The sequence below is a fragment of the Microbulbifer maximicatervae (SeqCode) genome (assembly GCF_052467385.1).
In genome coordinates this window covers 4,813,817-4,827,906 of sequence record NZ_CP174311.1, presented here as the reverse complement: position 1 = coordinate 4,827,906, position 14,090 = coordinate 4,813,817, and the positions used below count along the sequence as shown (strand labels likewise).

At 51.2% G+C, this 14,090-nt stretch carries 14 protein-coding genes; 13 read left to right on the top strand and 1 reads right to left on the bottom strand.

Translation table 11 applies throughout. The features are described 5' to 3' along the window. Positions 1-60 precede the first annotated feature (60 nt). On the top strand, positions 61-765 hold the full coding sequence (locus tag ACJJIR_RS20595; RefSeq protein WP_444906648.1) for a YggS family pyridoxal phosphate-dependent enzyme: 705 nt from the start codon (positions 61-63) through the stop codon (positions 763-765). 38 nt (positions 766-803) lie between these two features. Beyond that, positions 804-1,091 (top strand): hypothetical protein, encoded by a 288-nt coding sequence (locus ACJJIR_RS20590; protein WP_444906647.1) that lies wholly within the window; start codon positions 804-806, stop codon positions 1,089-1,091. A gap of 77 nt (positions 1,092-1,168) precedes the next feature. On the opposite strand, the gene ACJJIR_RS20585 is transcribed toward ACJJIR_RS20590, so the two are convergent. Then, the gene (locus ACJJIR_RS20585) at positions 1,169-3,184 is read right to left on the bottom strand and encodes a S9 family peptidase (RefSeq protein ID WP_444906646.1); all 2,016 of its coding nucleotides are present in this window, start codon (positions 3,182-3,184) and stop codon (positions 1,169-1,171) included. 126 nt (positions 3,185-3,310) lie between these two features. Here ACJJIR_RS20585 and proC point away from each other — a divergent pair, with 126 nt between their 5' ends. From proC to rbp, 11 genes are all read left to right on the top strand, one after another. Continuing rightward, positions 3,311-4,144: a pyrroline-5-carboxylate reductase gene (gene proC / locus ACJJIR_RS20580; protein ID WP_444906645.1), complete on the top strand. Its 834-nt coding sequence runs from the start codon at positions 3,311-3,313 to the stop codon at positions 4,142-4,144. Positions 4,145-4,211: 67 nt separating this feature from the next. Next, on the top strand, positions 4,212-4,820 hold the full coding sequence (locus ACJJIR_RS20575; RefSeq protein ID WP_444906644.1) for a YggT family protein: 609 nt from the start codon (positions 4,212-4,214) through the stop codon (positions 4,818-4,820). A 233-nt stretch (positions 4,821-5,053) separates the two neighbouring features. Then, entirely contained in the window at positions 5,054-7,021 is a 1,968-nt protein-coding gene (locus ACJJIR_RS20570) for a dynamin family protein (protein WP_444906643.1), read from the top strand. Between the two features lie 137 nt (positions 7,022-7,158). Beyond that, positions 7,159-8,343 carry a homoserine O-succinyltransferase MetX gene (metX, locus tag ACJJIR_RS20565; protein ID WP_444908441.1) on the top strand — a complete coding sequence of 395 codons (1,185 nt, stop codon included), beginning with the start codon at positions 7,159-7,161 and terminating at the stop codon, positions 8,341-8,343. Then, positions 8,343-8,933, top strand: coding sequence for a methionine biosynthesis protein MetW (metW, locus tag ACJJIR_RS20560; RefSeq protein ID WP_413664059.1), 591 nt, complete (start codon positions 8,343-8,345; stop codon positions 8,931-8,933). The genes metX and metW overlap by 1 nt, the downstream gene beginning before the upstream one ends. 140 nt (positions 8,934-9,073) lie before the next feature. After that, positions 9,074-9,523 (top strand): DUF4426 domain-containing protein, encoded by a 450-nt coding sequence (locus tag ACJJIR_RS20555; RefSeq protein ID WP_413664060.1) that lies wholly within the window; start codon positions 9,074-9,076, stop codon positions 9,521-9,523. A gap of 92 nt (positions 9,524-9,615) precedes the next feature. Further along, a complete protein-coding gene (gene rdgB / locus ACJJIR_RS20550) occupies positions 9,616-10,233 on the top strand; it encodes an RdgB/HAM1 family non-canonical purine NTP pyrophosphatase (RefSeq protein WP_444906642.1) in 618 nt (205 codons plus the stop codon). Then, the gene (gene hemW / locus ACJJIR_RS20545) at positions 10,226-11,440 is read left to right on the top strand and encodes a radical SAM family heme chaperone HemW (protein ID WP_444906641.1); all 1,215 of its coding nucleotides are present in this window, start codon (positions 10,226-10,228) and stop codon (positions 11,438-11,440) included. The genes rdgB and hemW overlap by 8 nt, the downstream gene beginning before the upstream one ends. A 147-nt stretch (positions 11,441-11,587) precedes the next feature. Next, positions 11,588-11,917 (top strand): thioredoxin TrxA, encoded by a 330-nt coding sequence (gene trxA / locus ACJJIR_RS20540; protein WP_282930316.1) that lies wholly within the window; start codon positions 11,588-11,590, stop codon positions 11,915-11,917. Between the two features lie 365 nt (positions 11,918-12,282). Then, on the top strand, positions 12,283-13,542 hold the full coding sequence (gene rho / locus ACJJIR_RS20535; RefSeq protein WP_108731406.1) for a transcription termination factor Rho: 1,260 nt from the start codon (positions 12,283-12,285) through the stop codon (positions 13,540-13,542). Between the two features lie 275 nt (positions 13,543-13,817). Beyond that, positions 13,818-14,087 carry an RNA-binding regulator gene (gene rbp / locus ACJJIR_RS20530; protein WP_020413665.1) on the top strand — a complete coding sequence of 90 codons (270 nt, stop codon included), beginning with the start codon at positions 13,818-13,820 and terminating at the stop codon, positions 14,085-14,087. The last annotated feature ends 3 nt before the right edge of the window (positions 14,088-14,090 follow it).

The following is a 14,090-nucleotide window of genomic DNA, read 5'->3' as shown; positions in this document are numbered from 1 at the left end:
TTATGGTTCTTGTTTGGGCTCAGGTAAAATCGCCGCTCAAATCGGTAAGGGCATCAGTATATGCGCAAAGAGACAATCGTCGAAAACCTGAATGCAGTAGGTGAGCGGATTGTGACATGCTGCAACAACTGCGATCGCAACCCTGCAGAAATTACCCTGTTGGCGGTTTCCAAAACACGACCGGCGGAAGACCTGCGGATTGCTTTTGCAGCTGGCCAGCATCACTTTGGCGAAAATTATTTACAGGAAGCCCTGCAAAAACAGGATGCCCTGTCCGACCTGGATATTCACTGGCATTTTATTGGGCCGCTTCAATCGAACAAAAGCCGCGCTGTGGCAGAGCGATTCCAATGGATGCACACGGTGGATCGCTTAAAAATTGCCCAGCGGCTATCGGCACAGCGTCCCAGTAATATGGCACCACTCAATATCTGCTTGCAGGTGAATATCGATGGCGAGCAGAGCAAGTCTGGCATAGCTCCACAGGATTTGGTGGCTCTGGCGCGTGAAGTGATGACATTGCCGGGACTATGCCTGCGCGGTTTGATGGCGATCCCCGCTGCTCGTGACAATGTATTTGAGCAGGAAAAACCATTTATCCAGTTGGCAGGGTTGCTGCAAAGCCTTCGCGAAGAATTTCCTGAGCAGACTTTCGATACTCTATCCATGGGGATGTCTAAAGATATGGAGGCTGCTATTGCCTGCGGCGCGACTATTGTGCGTATCGGCACAGATATTTTTGGGACACGAAACTATTCTGCATGACAGAATTAGTACGCAAGTAGATTTTTTTGGGATATGGGATGACAAAATCTGGGACTGTAGATGTATTGCTGCTGCTTTTATCAGTGAGCGCAGTGCTATCTCTGTCTGTAACGAATAGTGTACTGGTGACTTGGGTAGCGCTTGAGTGGTTGGCTTTTATCTGCCTGATTGCATTTGTTTCTCCCAAAATCTCATTGGTGACCGGCTTTTTGAATTCGGCAGTTATTGGGATATTCGGAGATAAGAGCCGCTATTGGCTTTGGATACTGGCGATTGCTCTGAACTTGATTGCGATTGTGGAAACATTTCCTTTTTTGTTTAGTTAATCAGGGGCTCCTTACATAGTTAAGTTCTAAAAAGAAAACGGCCCTAAAGGCCGTTTTCTTTTTCTGGGAACAAATAATTATTGTTCATTCAAACTGAGCTGCTTTTTTTGATCTTCACTCAGTAGGTGTTCGGCAAAGAAGAGAGCTGTTGCCTGGGTAAAGGCATCACTGTTCTCTTTCTTGCGATAGCCGTGCCCTTCATTGAGTGCGTTCATATACCAGACTTGATTGCCATTCTCGCGAAGTGCAGCCACGATTTGCTCAGCCTCGGTGACAGGTACCCGAGGGTCATTTTGTCCCTGCACTACAAACATTGGCACCTGGATCTTGTCCACATTGTTGTTGGGGCTGATTTTTTCCAGGAAAGCGCGCATCTGCGGGTCCCGCTCATCACCGTATTCGACTCGACGAAGGTCGCGACGATAGCTCTTGGTATTGGTGAGGAAGGTGACAAAGTTAGAGATGCCGACGATATCCACTGCTGCTTTTAAACGATCGGAGTAGTAAACACTACTGGCTAGCACCATGTAACCACCGTAGCTGCCGCCAAATACAGCAACGCGTTCCGGATCCAGATCAGGCTGGGTAGCAATCCAATCCAGAAGAGCACCGATATCCCTAACTGAGTCCTCGCGCTTGTAGCCGTTATCCATGGCTAGGTAGCTCTTACCATAACCAGCGGACCCGCGTACATTTGGAGCAATTACAGCAACGCCAAGTTTTTCTAGCCACAGCTGGTATGTGCTGGAAAACATGGGACGGTACTGTCCTTCAGGGCCACCGTGGATTGAAATAACCACAGGTACGGGGCCTTTGGCATTGCGCGGCTTATAGACGAATGCGGGAATTTCACGCGGCTTTTCATCCACCTCGTCGAAAGTGGGATAGTGCACCAGCTCTGGTTCGACAAAGCTTTCGCTGTCGAGACCACCGACTTCACTAAATGTCCAGCGGGTAAGGTCGCCACTGGATAGCGGGCGGCGGCCAAGATCCATTACGAAGGAATCAGAGGGAGTTTTAGGTGTGTTTAGGGTTAGGGCCAGCTTATCACCTTCGGGGTTAAATTCTATTCCACCGATAAGACCGATTGGCAGCGAGTCGACCTTGCGGTAGCGGTCATTGCGTGGATCGTATAGATAGAGGGTGGACATACCATTTTCGTTGGCGACAAAAGCGCCGCGGCGACCGTCTTTACTGAGGATAAAGCTGCTGATATCCCAGGGGATATCGGAGGTAATTATCTTTTCATTGCCACTCTCCAGATCTTTGCGGATCAGTTGGGTAAATTCGCGCCCTTTGTCAGAGATGATATAAACCGAGCGATTGTCATAACTGAAACCCGCTGGGAAATTGCGGGAGTCAGCCTCTTCATCGCTCGTACCGGCGAGTAGTGAGACTTCGCCGCTGTCGAGATCCAGCAAATGGACATTAGATCGAGTGGAGGAGATATATTGCATGACCAAAATTTGGCTGCCGGATTGTGAGAAATCACTGGGACCCCACCAACTGCCATCCTCAGACTTAAGGATCAAGCGGTCTTCTTTTTTGTCACTGTCGAAAGTGGTTAGCCATATATCATTGGCCCTGCCATCTCGGCGAGTACTCTGGTAAGCGATAGCGGAGCCCTGCTTATTCCAGAGAATACTGCCATTGCGAGACTCACCATCAGTAATCATCTCGCTAGTGCCATTTTCTGTATCAAACAGGAAAATCTGGGCGTATTCATTGCCGCCGGCATCCATGGTGAATGCCAGTTGGCGGTGCTCCGGGCGGGTAGAGATGCCGCCTATCGGTTCTTCGAAAAAGGTTAGCTGTCGGCGAGCGCCACCTGCATTCTCTACCTTGTGTAATTGAGAAACTTCGCCGAAGCGGGTACTGACATAGATACCGTTACCTTCAAGGTCCCAGCCCCGGAAGCTAGCTGAGCGTACGTTCTGATAACGATTGAGCTCATTGATGATAGTTTGGGGAATGTTTGGCACATCTTCGAGTACCAATTGGCCGTTGTTTAGCGTACGAGTTTCTACTGCACCAGCGGCACTGGTCGCAGTGATCAGTGTCGCTATAAGCAGTGAACGCCATCCTTTTTGCATACTGTCCTCCGTTAGGAGCCACTTGGTATGGCTCTCTTGTTATTTGAATCTGGCGGCCACATATTAGCGGAATGCCCCGAACGGGGAAAAGCAACAAAATTTTTGTAACCGCCCAAGGTGATATGAGTGAGTACAGCGAACCCTAAGATGGTTTTTATTGGTGGCGCCGGCAATATGGCGGGGGCAGTGATCGGTGGTTTGGTGGCCTCCGGTTATCCGGCGGACCAGATCACTGCTACAGGCCGTGATCGGGACAAACTCAATGCTTTTGCCGAGAGCCATGGGGTAGCTATTAGTGACGATAATGTTGCCGCTATTGTTGATGCCGATGTAATTGTACTGTCGGTGAAACCGCAAGTTATGCGAGAACTTTGTGAGGGACTGAAACCCCATTTGGTGGATCGCTCGCCCTTGATTATCACTTTTGCTGCGGGAATTCCGCTCGCGGCTTACCACCGTTGGATGGGAATGCACCTCCCTATTGTCAGGGCTATGCCTAATACCCCGGCCCTGGTGCAAACCGGAGTTACCGGTCTCTATGCCGATAGCAAGGTTACGGGTGAACAGAAGGAACTTGCCGAGCGCATCGTCGATGCGGTAGGTATCTCCTACTGGGTTGAGGAAGAGCGCGGCATCGATCAGGTGATTGCGGTAGCGGGATCGGCACCGGCTTACTTTTTCCAGTTTATGGAGGCCATGATTGATGCGGCTTCCGCCGGTGGCCTTGCCCGTGCGGATGCGGAGCGCCTTGTGTTGCAAACTGCCCTGGGCGCCGCCAAACTGGCGGTCGCCAGCGATGTTGATGTCGCCCAGTTGAAGCGCAATGTGATGTCACCAGGTGGAACCACTGAGCGCGCTGTTCAACGGTTCGAGAAGGGTGGGTTGCCGCAGTTAGTGGCCGATGCCATGCGCGATTGCGAGGAGCGGGCGACGGAAATGGCAAAGGAATTGGATCGGTAACAGGTTCCGGTCCAATTGGGTAGGTGCAGCGGTGGCTGCTGAGAATCTTTTTGTTTAGGGTTTATCCATGGTCAATACCTTCAGCGATATCGGCGTTTATGTCGTGGGCATACTGGGCATTTTGTTCCTTTTCGCCGTGTTATTGCGTTTCCTATTGCAGTTGGGCCGTGCGGATTTTTACAACCCCATATCTCAGGGAGTTGTGAAGGTTACCAACCCTTTGCTGCTGCCGTTGCGCAAAGTGGTGCCAGGACTTTTTGGCGTCGATATGGCCTCAGTAGTGCTGGCGTTGATAGTCGGTTGGGCGATGATTATGGCTTGCGCCATGATTGCAGGTTACGGCCTGGTTAACCCCCTCAGTGCCCTGCTGTGGTCGTTGATCGGCTGTGTTTCCACTGTGATAGCGATGGTGTTTGTCGGCTTATTGGTCTCCATCGTTGCCAGCTGGATTGCGCCGAATAGCGGCCATCCAATTCTAATTTTACTGCACCAACTCCTGGAGCCATTTTGCGGACCTGTGCGACGCATGATTCCGCCGTTGGGGGTGATTGATATCAGCCCGATATTTGTCTTTATCCTGCTCACTGTGATTAACAGGCTGCTTATTGGTTTTGCCCAAATGGCCAACATGCCGGCTTTCGTGTACAGCCTGTTTTGGCATGTCCCCGGTTTTTAACCGGACTCTGATTAACCCCAAAATATCCCCTGCATCTTTCAAGCCCCGCCCTCGGGGGCTTGCGCAGTTGTTCGAAGGTTTCTTAAATTGTGACCGGCTGAACATTTCTTCACCTGTGCGCACTAGATCGTATTTGGCGCGGTGTTAGACTCTTATACTATCGACTGACGGCTCTTTCTCTTGTCTTAGTAGGGGCCGGTAGTCTCGGGTCTCAATAACAAGAACACCGTGAAATGGAAGACGCACTTTTACGCCAGCATATTTCTGACTACGACCGTTGGAAAAAGAATCTCGATCGCCAGTTTGCCCACTTCAGCCAATGGCTTGAACAGCACTTCTCTAATTCCGCTGGTGCCTGCCAGGTTGTACAGCAGGCCCGCGCCCTACTTGCAGATGATCAGTTCACCCTGGTTTTAGTTGGGGAGTTTTCACGGGGGAAAACTGAACTGCTCAATGCCCTGTTGTCGCAAACTTACGGACAGCGTCTACTGCCCTCAAGGCCGGGGCGCACCACTATGTGTCCCACGGAAATTTTCAGTGATGGCGGCGAGCGCGCCAGTTTGCGGCTGCTTCCGATTGAGACCTTGGCGACGAATACCAGCCTGGAGAGCTTCCGTCGAATTCCGCAAAAATGGGTAACTCACGAGTTTGATGCCAATGATCCCGAGGCGACCCGAGAGACTTTATTGAAGGTTGCCTCGACCAAGTCAGTAATGCCGGAAGAGGCCGCCCGCTATGGCTTTGATCGGCGCCACTTGGATGGCAAGGGGAACCTAGTCGAGATCCCCGCCTGGCGTTTTGCTTTGATTTGTCTGCCGCACCCATTGTTGGATCAGGGGTTGCGTATTATTGATACCCCGGGACTGAACGCCCTAGGCAATGAGCCGGAGCTCACATTGAGTACACTGCCCGGGGCCCAGGCGGTTGCCTTTCTGCTGGCTGCCGATGCTGGGGTAAGTGGTACCGATATGAGCATGTGGGAAACTCACCTGGCGCCACTGCAAGAGCATCGCGGAACATCCGTGATGGCCCTGCTCAACAAGATGGATGTGCTTTGGGATGATCCGGAGGAGGATGCTGAGCTGCTGTTGCGACGCATGCGCGCTGAAGTGGCCGGCCTCTTGTCTCTGCCTCAGGAAAGTGTTGCCGGTGTCTCTGCAAAAATGGCTCTGTTGGGGCGCCAGCAGCGGGATGCTGATTTGGTGCGAAGCAGCCGCTTCGGTGAGTTTGAAAGGATGCTGGTTCAGCGCCTGCTGGAGCACCGGCATAAAATGGCCGAGCACCGCTCACTGCATCAAGCTCTCACCCTGATGGCTGATACCCGCGATCTACTCAAGCGTCGTTTGAATAGTGGCCGGGCAGCGCTGGCTCACCTGCAGCGCAATAGTGGCAACACCTCAGAGCAATTGGCAGAGTTGGAACAGTTGCAGACGACCGTGCGCGAGCAGCATAAGATTTGTCATCAGGAATTGCTGACGCTCAAATCCAGCCAGAGAATGCTTACACGACAAAGCACTTCTTTGTTGGCGCCGATATCCAGACAGCAGTTGCAGGCGCTGATTGACGATACCCTGGCTACTCTCAATCGCCGTTGGACGCCCATGGGCATGGCCAGGGCTATCGATACTTTTATGGAAGGGGTAGACCATCAGATGTCTAACCTCGAGCGGGAAGTGGATCAGGCTAATCGCTTGCTCGACGCTGTATTTGAGCGCTCCAGCTTGAAGAAAGTCGATGATGCCGAGCAGTATTTTACTATCCGCAAATTTCGTTTCGCGTTGCGTGGACTGCATCGCCAGGCCGCTCAGCTGAGGCGATCCCCGCAGTTGTTATTGGCGCGCCGCAGCCGTCTCAGCGAGCGCTTTATTACCACGCTTGCCAGTGAAGTGGGTCGGCTGTACAACGATATGGGTAACAAAGCGGAAAATTGGTTAGAGCAGGCTCTTGAGCCTCTCAAACAGCATGCGCAGTATCAGAAACAATTACTCAATCGCCATTTGATTAAACTCACCGAGTTGAAACAGAAAACGCGCAGCCGCCGCACGGATCTTCGAACTCTCGAGGATGAGGTTCAGCGCAATGATAAGGCGCTGGTGGCGTTAGAGGATTTACTGCGGCACAACAGCACTGCACCACAGCCGGTTGCGCCGGCGCCGCGCGCGCACAATGTAACCCCCTTGAAGGCCTCCCATACCACCTGAATTGGGTGCTAATTGATATTGGTTCTGACTGGCATTTGTTATAAGTTGCAGTGATCTTATTCACTGACTGCTTCGGCAATTTGCCAGGCAGCACCTATCAACCTGACAGATACAGTGCCTTGTCAACGGAAAATCCTATCGCTTCTGCGGAAGCCCAAACCGCAACTACCGGTGACCCAGGCTCCGTGGGCCTTGTTGAGCCTAAAAGTCATTACTTTAGTGAACCGCTGGAGTTGGCCTGTGGCCGAGCGCTGAAAAATTACACTCTGGTTTATGAGACTTACGGTGAACTCAATAGGGAAAAGACTAACGCAGTTCTGATCTGTCATGCTCTGTCTGGGCATCATCACGCTGCGGGGCGACACAGTATCGATGATAAGCGTCCGGGGTGGTGGGACCACTATATCGGACCGGGTAAGCCGATAGATACTAATCATTTCTTTGTGGTGTCCGTTAATAATCTCGGAGGTTGCCACGGATCTACCGGCCCCGTATCCATCAACCCGGATACCGGCACTACCTGGGGGCCGGATTTTCCATCACTGCGTGTCCGCGACTGGGTCCACAGCCAAGCGCGTCTGGCGGATATGCTAGGTATTCGACAATGGGCGGCGGTTGTTGGCGGCAGTCTCGGTGGGATGCAGGCGATGCGCTGGTCACTGGAATACCCTGAGCGCCTGCGTAATTGTGTGGTGATTGCCTCTGCCATGAAGTTATCTGCACAGAATATCGCGTTTAATGAGACCGCACGCCAAGCGATAACATCCGATCCAGACTTTTGTGATGGGCACTACCTCCAACAGGATAAGTTACCCCGTAGAGGCCTGGCCGTTGCGCGTATGATCGGGCATATCACTTATCTGTCTGACGATGGGTTGGGGCGCAAGTTTGGTCGAGAATTGCGCAGTGGCAGCTTTCAGCAGGGGTCGGATGAAGAGGTGGAGTTTCAGATACAAAGTTATCTGCGCTACCAGGGGGCCAGTTTTTCCACCACCTTCGATCCCAATACTTACATTCTGATGACTCGAGCGCTGGATTTCTTCGACTTAGCTCGGGAATACGGGGATGACCCGGTAGAGGCCTTCTCCCATGCCAAGTGCCGGTTTTTATTGGTGTCATTTACTTCTGATTGGCGCTTTGCGCCGGAGCGCTCGAGGGAAATCGCCGATGCCCTGATGCACGCGGATATTCCAGTCAGCTATGCCGAAGTAGAGTCAGTAATGGGACACGATGCCTTCCTGCTGCCCAATGGTCGTTATGAAGGTGTATTTCGTGCCTATATGCAGAGAGTTGCGGCAGAAATTGCTGAGGAGGTGTACTGATGCGGATAGATTTGGATGTGATCCAGGAATGGATCGCTCCCAACAGCCGGGTTCTCGACCTCGGCTGTGGCGATGGTGCACTGCTCGATCAGCTGGGGAGAAATAAAAATGTGAAAGGCTATGGCCTGGAGATTGATCCCGAGCAAATAGAGCGATGTGTGGCTCGTGGGGTCAATGTTGTCGAGCAAAATCTGAATACAGGGCTGGGAAATTTTGCTGATGGTAGCTTTGATGCTGTGGTGATGACCCAGGCACTGCAAACCTTGAGTCAGCCTCATTTAGTGGTAGAGGAAATGCTCCGGGTTGGGCGGGATTGCATTATTACGTTTCCCAATTTTGGGCAGTGGAAGGCCCGCTGGCACCTCGCATTCTCCGGGCGCATGCCAGTATCCGACTTATTGCCATACGAATGGTATGACACTCCCAATATTCACTTTTGTACTTTTACAGACTTTGAGGTGTTATGCCGAGAAAATGGCTGGGCGATTCTGCATCGGCAAGTGGTTTCTGAGTCCACGGTTGGGCGGGCATTCAAAGACTTTTTACCAAATTTGTTTGGTGAGACAGCCATCTATCATCTAACTCGCTAAACTAAGATTTGCGCCAGCTCTTTTGTGGAGGACTTTGGCGCGATAAATAGATCGAGAGGGGCACTCCTGAGGGGGCCTGACTGGAATTGACCACCAAACCTACCGGGAGAGGTGGCGCCTATAACAACTGGAGGTGGAGCGTGAAACGCATCCTTACCCTGGCTGCTTCTGTGGCCTTGCTATTTTTATCTGTCGGCGCTGCCGCGCAAGAAGCGCGTACGATTAAGAACTACGCTGATTTTGGCGACTATCGAGTAGTCTATTCAGTGTTCAATAGCGATTTTATCCAGCCGGATATCGCCCGTCAGTACCAGTTGGCTCGAGCAAAAGATCGGGCGTATGTAAATGTCTCTGTCGTCAAGAAAGAGGGCGGAACCCATGGCCTCAGCGCTGAGATGTCTGGCACAGCTACCAACCTGATCCAGCAGTCAAGACCACTTAAGTTCAAAGAAATTCGGGAAGGGGATGCTGTTTACTATCTCGCACCCCTGCGCTTTGAGGATGAGGAGACCCTTACCTTTAACGTAGATATCAAGCTGCCCAATGGTAAAAGTGAGACGATCACTTTCCGTCGCAGATTGAACCGATAGACATCTGCCAAGGTTCCGCTGGCTGAGAGCTGGTCGAAACCCCTTCTTTAAGATTCACCGCGGGCCGAGGCCCGCTTTTTGTTTGAAGCAATATGGTAAATAAAATTGTTCTTGCCAGCGGTAATGCCGGCAAACTTCGCGAATTTTCACAGCTGTTCGCCTCATGGGATATACAGGTTCTTCCTCAGTCTGACTTTGGGGTAAGTGACGCTGATGAGACCGGATTGAGCTTTATTGAGAATGCTTTGATTAAGGCCCGCCACGCCAGCCGTATCAGTGGCCTGCCGGCATTAGCCGATGACTCCGGGCTGTCGGTAGATGCATTGAGTGGTGCGCCGGGAATTTACTCTGCACGCTACTCAGGTGCCGGGGCGACTGATGAAAAAAACAATGCGAAGTTATTGGAGGCCATGGTTGATGTTGAATCTAAGCATCGCACTGCCAGTTTCCACTGCGCGCTGGCTTTCGTGCGGCAATGGGATGACCCGGTGCCTTTGGTATCTAGTGCAAAGTGGAGCGGGACAATTTTGCGGGAGCCGGCGGGAGAGCAGGGTTTTGGTTATGACCCGCTGTTCTTTGTTGAATCTGAGGGAATGACCTCCGCTGAACTGCCGAGAGACTTGAAGAATCGACTGAGCCACAGGGCCCAGGCTATGTCTCAATTTGAGCTTTTATGGCAGCAAAATATGCAGGGTGCCGACCTTGCCTGATCAGATTGCTGAATTACAGCTGCCACCGCTGAGCCTGTATATCCATATCCCTTGGTGTGTGCGCAAATGTCCCTACTGTGATTTCAACTCCCACCAGGCTGATAGAGACCGGGCTAATACGGACTACGCCCTACCGGAATCCGAGTATGTGGCGCAGTTGCGCCTGGATCTGATCAGCCAGTTGCCCTGGGTGCAGGGGCGAAAATTGCAGTCCATCTTTTTTGGTGGTGGTACGCCGAGCCTGTTCTCCCCCCAAGCAATTGGGCAGATCCTGGAGGCTGCTGAGCAGGTGGTGGGTTTTGCTGAGGGGGTCGAGATAACCCTGGAGGCCAACCCCGGCACTTTTGAACAAGCCAAGTTCACAGGCTATCGATCTGCTGGAGTTAATCGTCTTTCTATTGGAGTGCAAAGCTTCGATTCCAATCAGCTACAACAGTTGGGACGTATTCACAGCGGAGAAGAGGCCGAAGGTGCCCTGGCAATGGCGCGTCGTGCGGGCTTTGACAATATTAACCTCGACCTGATGCACGGATTGCCCAATCAGACCGAGGTGGAAGCCCTTGGCGATTTGCGCCGTGCAATTTCCTTGGCTCCAGAGCATATTTCCTGGTACCAATTAACGATTGAGCCAAATACTGCATTCTACAGTGCGCCACCAGTCACCCCCGGCTCCCAGCTGATCGCCAGTATGCAGGGCAGCGGACGCGAACTACTGGCGTCCGAGGGCTATCGTCGTTACGAGGTGTCGGCTTATAGCAAACCCGAACTTGAATCCCGCCATAATATTAATTATTGGTCATTCGGAGATTATCTGGGGATTGGTGCCGGTGCTCATGGCAAGGTAACCCTAGCTGAAACTGGGCAAATTCTGCGCAGTCGTCGCACACGCACTCCGAGGGACTACTTGTCTATCGCCAGGCAAGATCCCGAGCTGCTGCATAGTGCCTTGTCTGAACCCCATACTGACAGGGTTGAGAATGAGGATTTGCCACTGGAGTTTCTTATGAATGCCCTTCGCCTGGCGGATGGTGTTCCCAGTGATACTTTCACCCGCTACACCGGATTGCCGATGTCCGAGCTGCAAAAACAATGGCCTACCTTGATGGCAATGGAGCTTGTAGAGTGTTTGGATAAGCGGATTGCTGCCACGGCTTTTGGCTTTGACTATATCGATGAGATTTTGCAGCGCTTCCTGGAGCAGGCGTAAGTCTGTGGCAGGAAAGACTTGAAATCCCATTTTGCGCCCCAATTTTGAGGGCAATGGTGCATCGCAGCTGTATAACCACCGCTGTGACCGTGAGAAGATGCGTTGGCGGTGCCCACGCATCGAGTAACTAAAGAACAGGAATGCAATATGAGCGAGCACTCAATCGTCAACGTATCTGACGCTGAATTCGAAGCAGAAGTTCTCAAAGCTGAAGGCCCGGTGTTGGTAGATTTTTGGGCACAGTGGTGCGGTCCGTGCAAGATGATCGCTCCAGTGCTGGAAGACCTGGCCGGCCACTACGGCGATAAGTTGAAGATCGTAAAAGTAGACGTTGATGCGAATAAAGAGAGCCCGGCCAAATACAATGTCCGCGGTATCCCCACGCTGCTGCTGTTCAAAGGCGGCAATGTCGAAGGTACTAAAGTCGGCGCACTGTCCCGCGCGCAGCTGACTGAGTTTATCGACGGTCAGCTATAAGACTGTCGTTTCCATCCTGCAAAGGGGGTAAATTTCTTTGCAGGATTGGAAACACCCGTTATACTGGCTGTAATTCTGAAATAGTTCAGCGGTCTTGAATTAAATGAGACGAGCTGACAAAACGCCCCTCCACAGGGTCCCTGACCATCCCCGGCGCGTATACTCCTCGAGTTGAACTTGTTCTGATAATGCTCCATAAATTGATTATGGAGAGCAAAAGTTTACTGAGTACTGTGGTCTTGGTAGGAAAAGGTACCTAGGTGTATCGGGTAAATAAACGAGCTAATCTCTAATATCAAACCCCTCCTCAAAATTTCAGGCGTGTCCGCGCCATATGACAACAGAAACATTAATAAGCAATTGGTATGAATCTCTCCGAATTAAAAACCAAACCCATTGAAGAGTTGATTGAAATAGCCAAAGGCATGGGCCTTGAAAACCTGGCCCGTTCGCGCAAGCAGGATATTATTTTCAATATCCTCAAGCGCCACGCCAAAAGCGGTGAAGATATTTATGGCGACGGCGTATTAGAAATCCTTCAAGATGGTTTTGGATTTTTGCGTTCTGCTGACTCCTCTTATCTTGCGGGACCGGATGATATATATGTATCTCCAAGTCAGATTCGCCGATTTAATTTACGTACGGGTGACTCAATTTCCGGAAAGATTCGCCCACCGAAAGAAGGTGAAAGATATTTTGCCTTATTAAAAGTTAACGAAATTAATTTTGACAAACCGGAAAACGCACGTAACAAAATTCTTTTCGAAAACCTCACTCCTCTATTCCCCAACGATCGCCTCACCCTCGAGTGCGGAAACGGCTCCTCCGAAGACTTGATTGGTCGTATTATTGATCTTGTAGCTCCAATCGGGAAAGGCCAGCGCGGCTTGATTGTTGCGCCGCCGAAGGCCGGTAAAACGATTATGTTGCAAAATATGGCACAGGCCATTACGCGCAATAATCCAGAGTGCCACTTGATCGTACTTCTGATTGACGAGCGTCCTGAGGAAGTGACAGAAATGCAGCGCTCCGTGCGCGGTGAAGTTGTTGCCTCTACTTTTGATGAGCCGCCGGCACGTCACGTACAAGTTGCGGAAATGGTAATTGAAAAAGCCAAGCGCCTGGTTGAGCACAAGAAAGATGTGGTTATCTTGCTCGACTCTATCACCCGCCTGGCTCGCGCTTACAACACAACAGTTCCTAGCTCCGGTAAAGTATTAACCGGTGGTGTTGATGCTCACGCCTTAGAGCGCCCGAAGCGCTTCTTTGGGGCAGCGCGAAATATTGAAGAAGGCGGAAGTCTGTCTATTATTGCTACTGCACTTATCGATACCGGCTCGAAAATGGACGAAGTGATTTTCGAGGAATTTAAAGGTACCGGTAATATGGAATTGCAGCTGGATCGCAAAATTGCTGAAAAACGCGTATATCCGGCCATTAATGTGCGCAGATCCGGCACTCGCCGGGAAGAGCTGTTAATGCCTGAGGGCGAGCTGCAGCGAGTGTGGATTTTGCGTAAGCTGTTACACGATATGGAAGATGTTGCATCGACTGAATTCCTAGTGGATAAATTGAAAGATTTCAAGACAAATGACGAATTCTTCCTATCCATGAAACGGAAATAATTTTTGTATATAAAGTAGCGCCTAAAAAGGCGCTCTTTATTTATTAGGAGCAGAATAAGACGATTAATTGCGTCTATTACTGTTGAAAAGGCGAGCCAATAGGCATATAAAGTTCCACATTGTGGCGCTTGATATGGATTTTAGGCAACGCGCCTTACTGAATTGGCCCAGGGGTTTATTTCTCCGCAAAGGGCCAATCTCAAATGGTTAATCTGGTGGAGCTGGTTATCCATTTGTGACTGCACGACAGCCCACACACCTAGTGAGAACCTTTTGTGAATATCTATATTGGAAATCTGGCCTACGCGGTAACCTCTGACGACCTGCACGAAGCTTTTGGTGCATTCGGAGAGATCTCTCGGGCTACTGTTATCACCGACCGTGAGACTGGCCGCTCTAAAGGCTTCGGTTTCGTAGAAATGCCTAACGACGATGAAGCGCGCAAAGCTATCGAAGAGATGAACGACCAACCGCTGTCTGGCCGTAACATCCGCGTTAACGAAGCTAAGCCTCGCGAAGATCGTCCGCGTCGCCCCCGCTTCTAAGCT

Excerpts from the sequence above, each read along its gene's own strand:
- ACJJIR_RS20595 (WP_444906648.1), top strand. The coding sequence starts at position 61 with ATGCGCAAAGAGACAATCGTCGAAAACCTGAATGCAGTAGGTGAGCGG.
- ACJJIR_RS20590 (WP_444906647.1), top strand. The coding sequence starts at position 804 with ATGACAAAATCTGGGACTGTAGATGTATTGCTGCTGCTTTTATCAGTG.
- ACJJIR_RS20585 (WP_444906646.1), bottom strand. The coding sequence starts at position 3,184 with ATGCAAAAAGGATGGCGTTCACTGCTTATAGCGACACTGATCACTGCG.
- ACJJIR_RS20575 (WP_444906644.1), top strand. The coding sequence starts at position 4,212 with ATGGTCAATACCTTCAGCGATATCGGCGTTTATGTCGTGGGCATACTG.
- ACJJIR_RS20570 (WP_444906643.1), top strand. The coding sequence starts at position 5,054 with ATGGAAGACGCACTTTTACGCCAGCATATTTCTGACTACGACCGTTGG.
- metW (WP_413664059.1), top strand. The coding sequence starts at position 8,343 with ATGCGGATAGATTTGGATGTGATCCAGGAATGGATCGCTCCCAACAGC.
- rdgB (WP_444906642.1), top strand. The coding sequence starts at position 9,616 with ATGGTAAATAAAATTGTTCTTGCCAGCGGTAATGCCGGCAAACTTCGC.
- trxA (WP_282930316.1), top strand. The coding sequence starts at position 11,588 with ATGAGCGAGCACTCAATCGTCAACGTATCTGACGCTGAATTCGAAGCA.
- rho (WP_108731406.1), top strand. The coding sequence starts at position 12,283 with ATGAATCTCTCCGAATTAAAAACCAAACCCATTGAAGAGTTGATTGAA.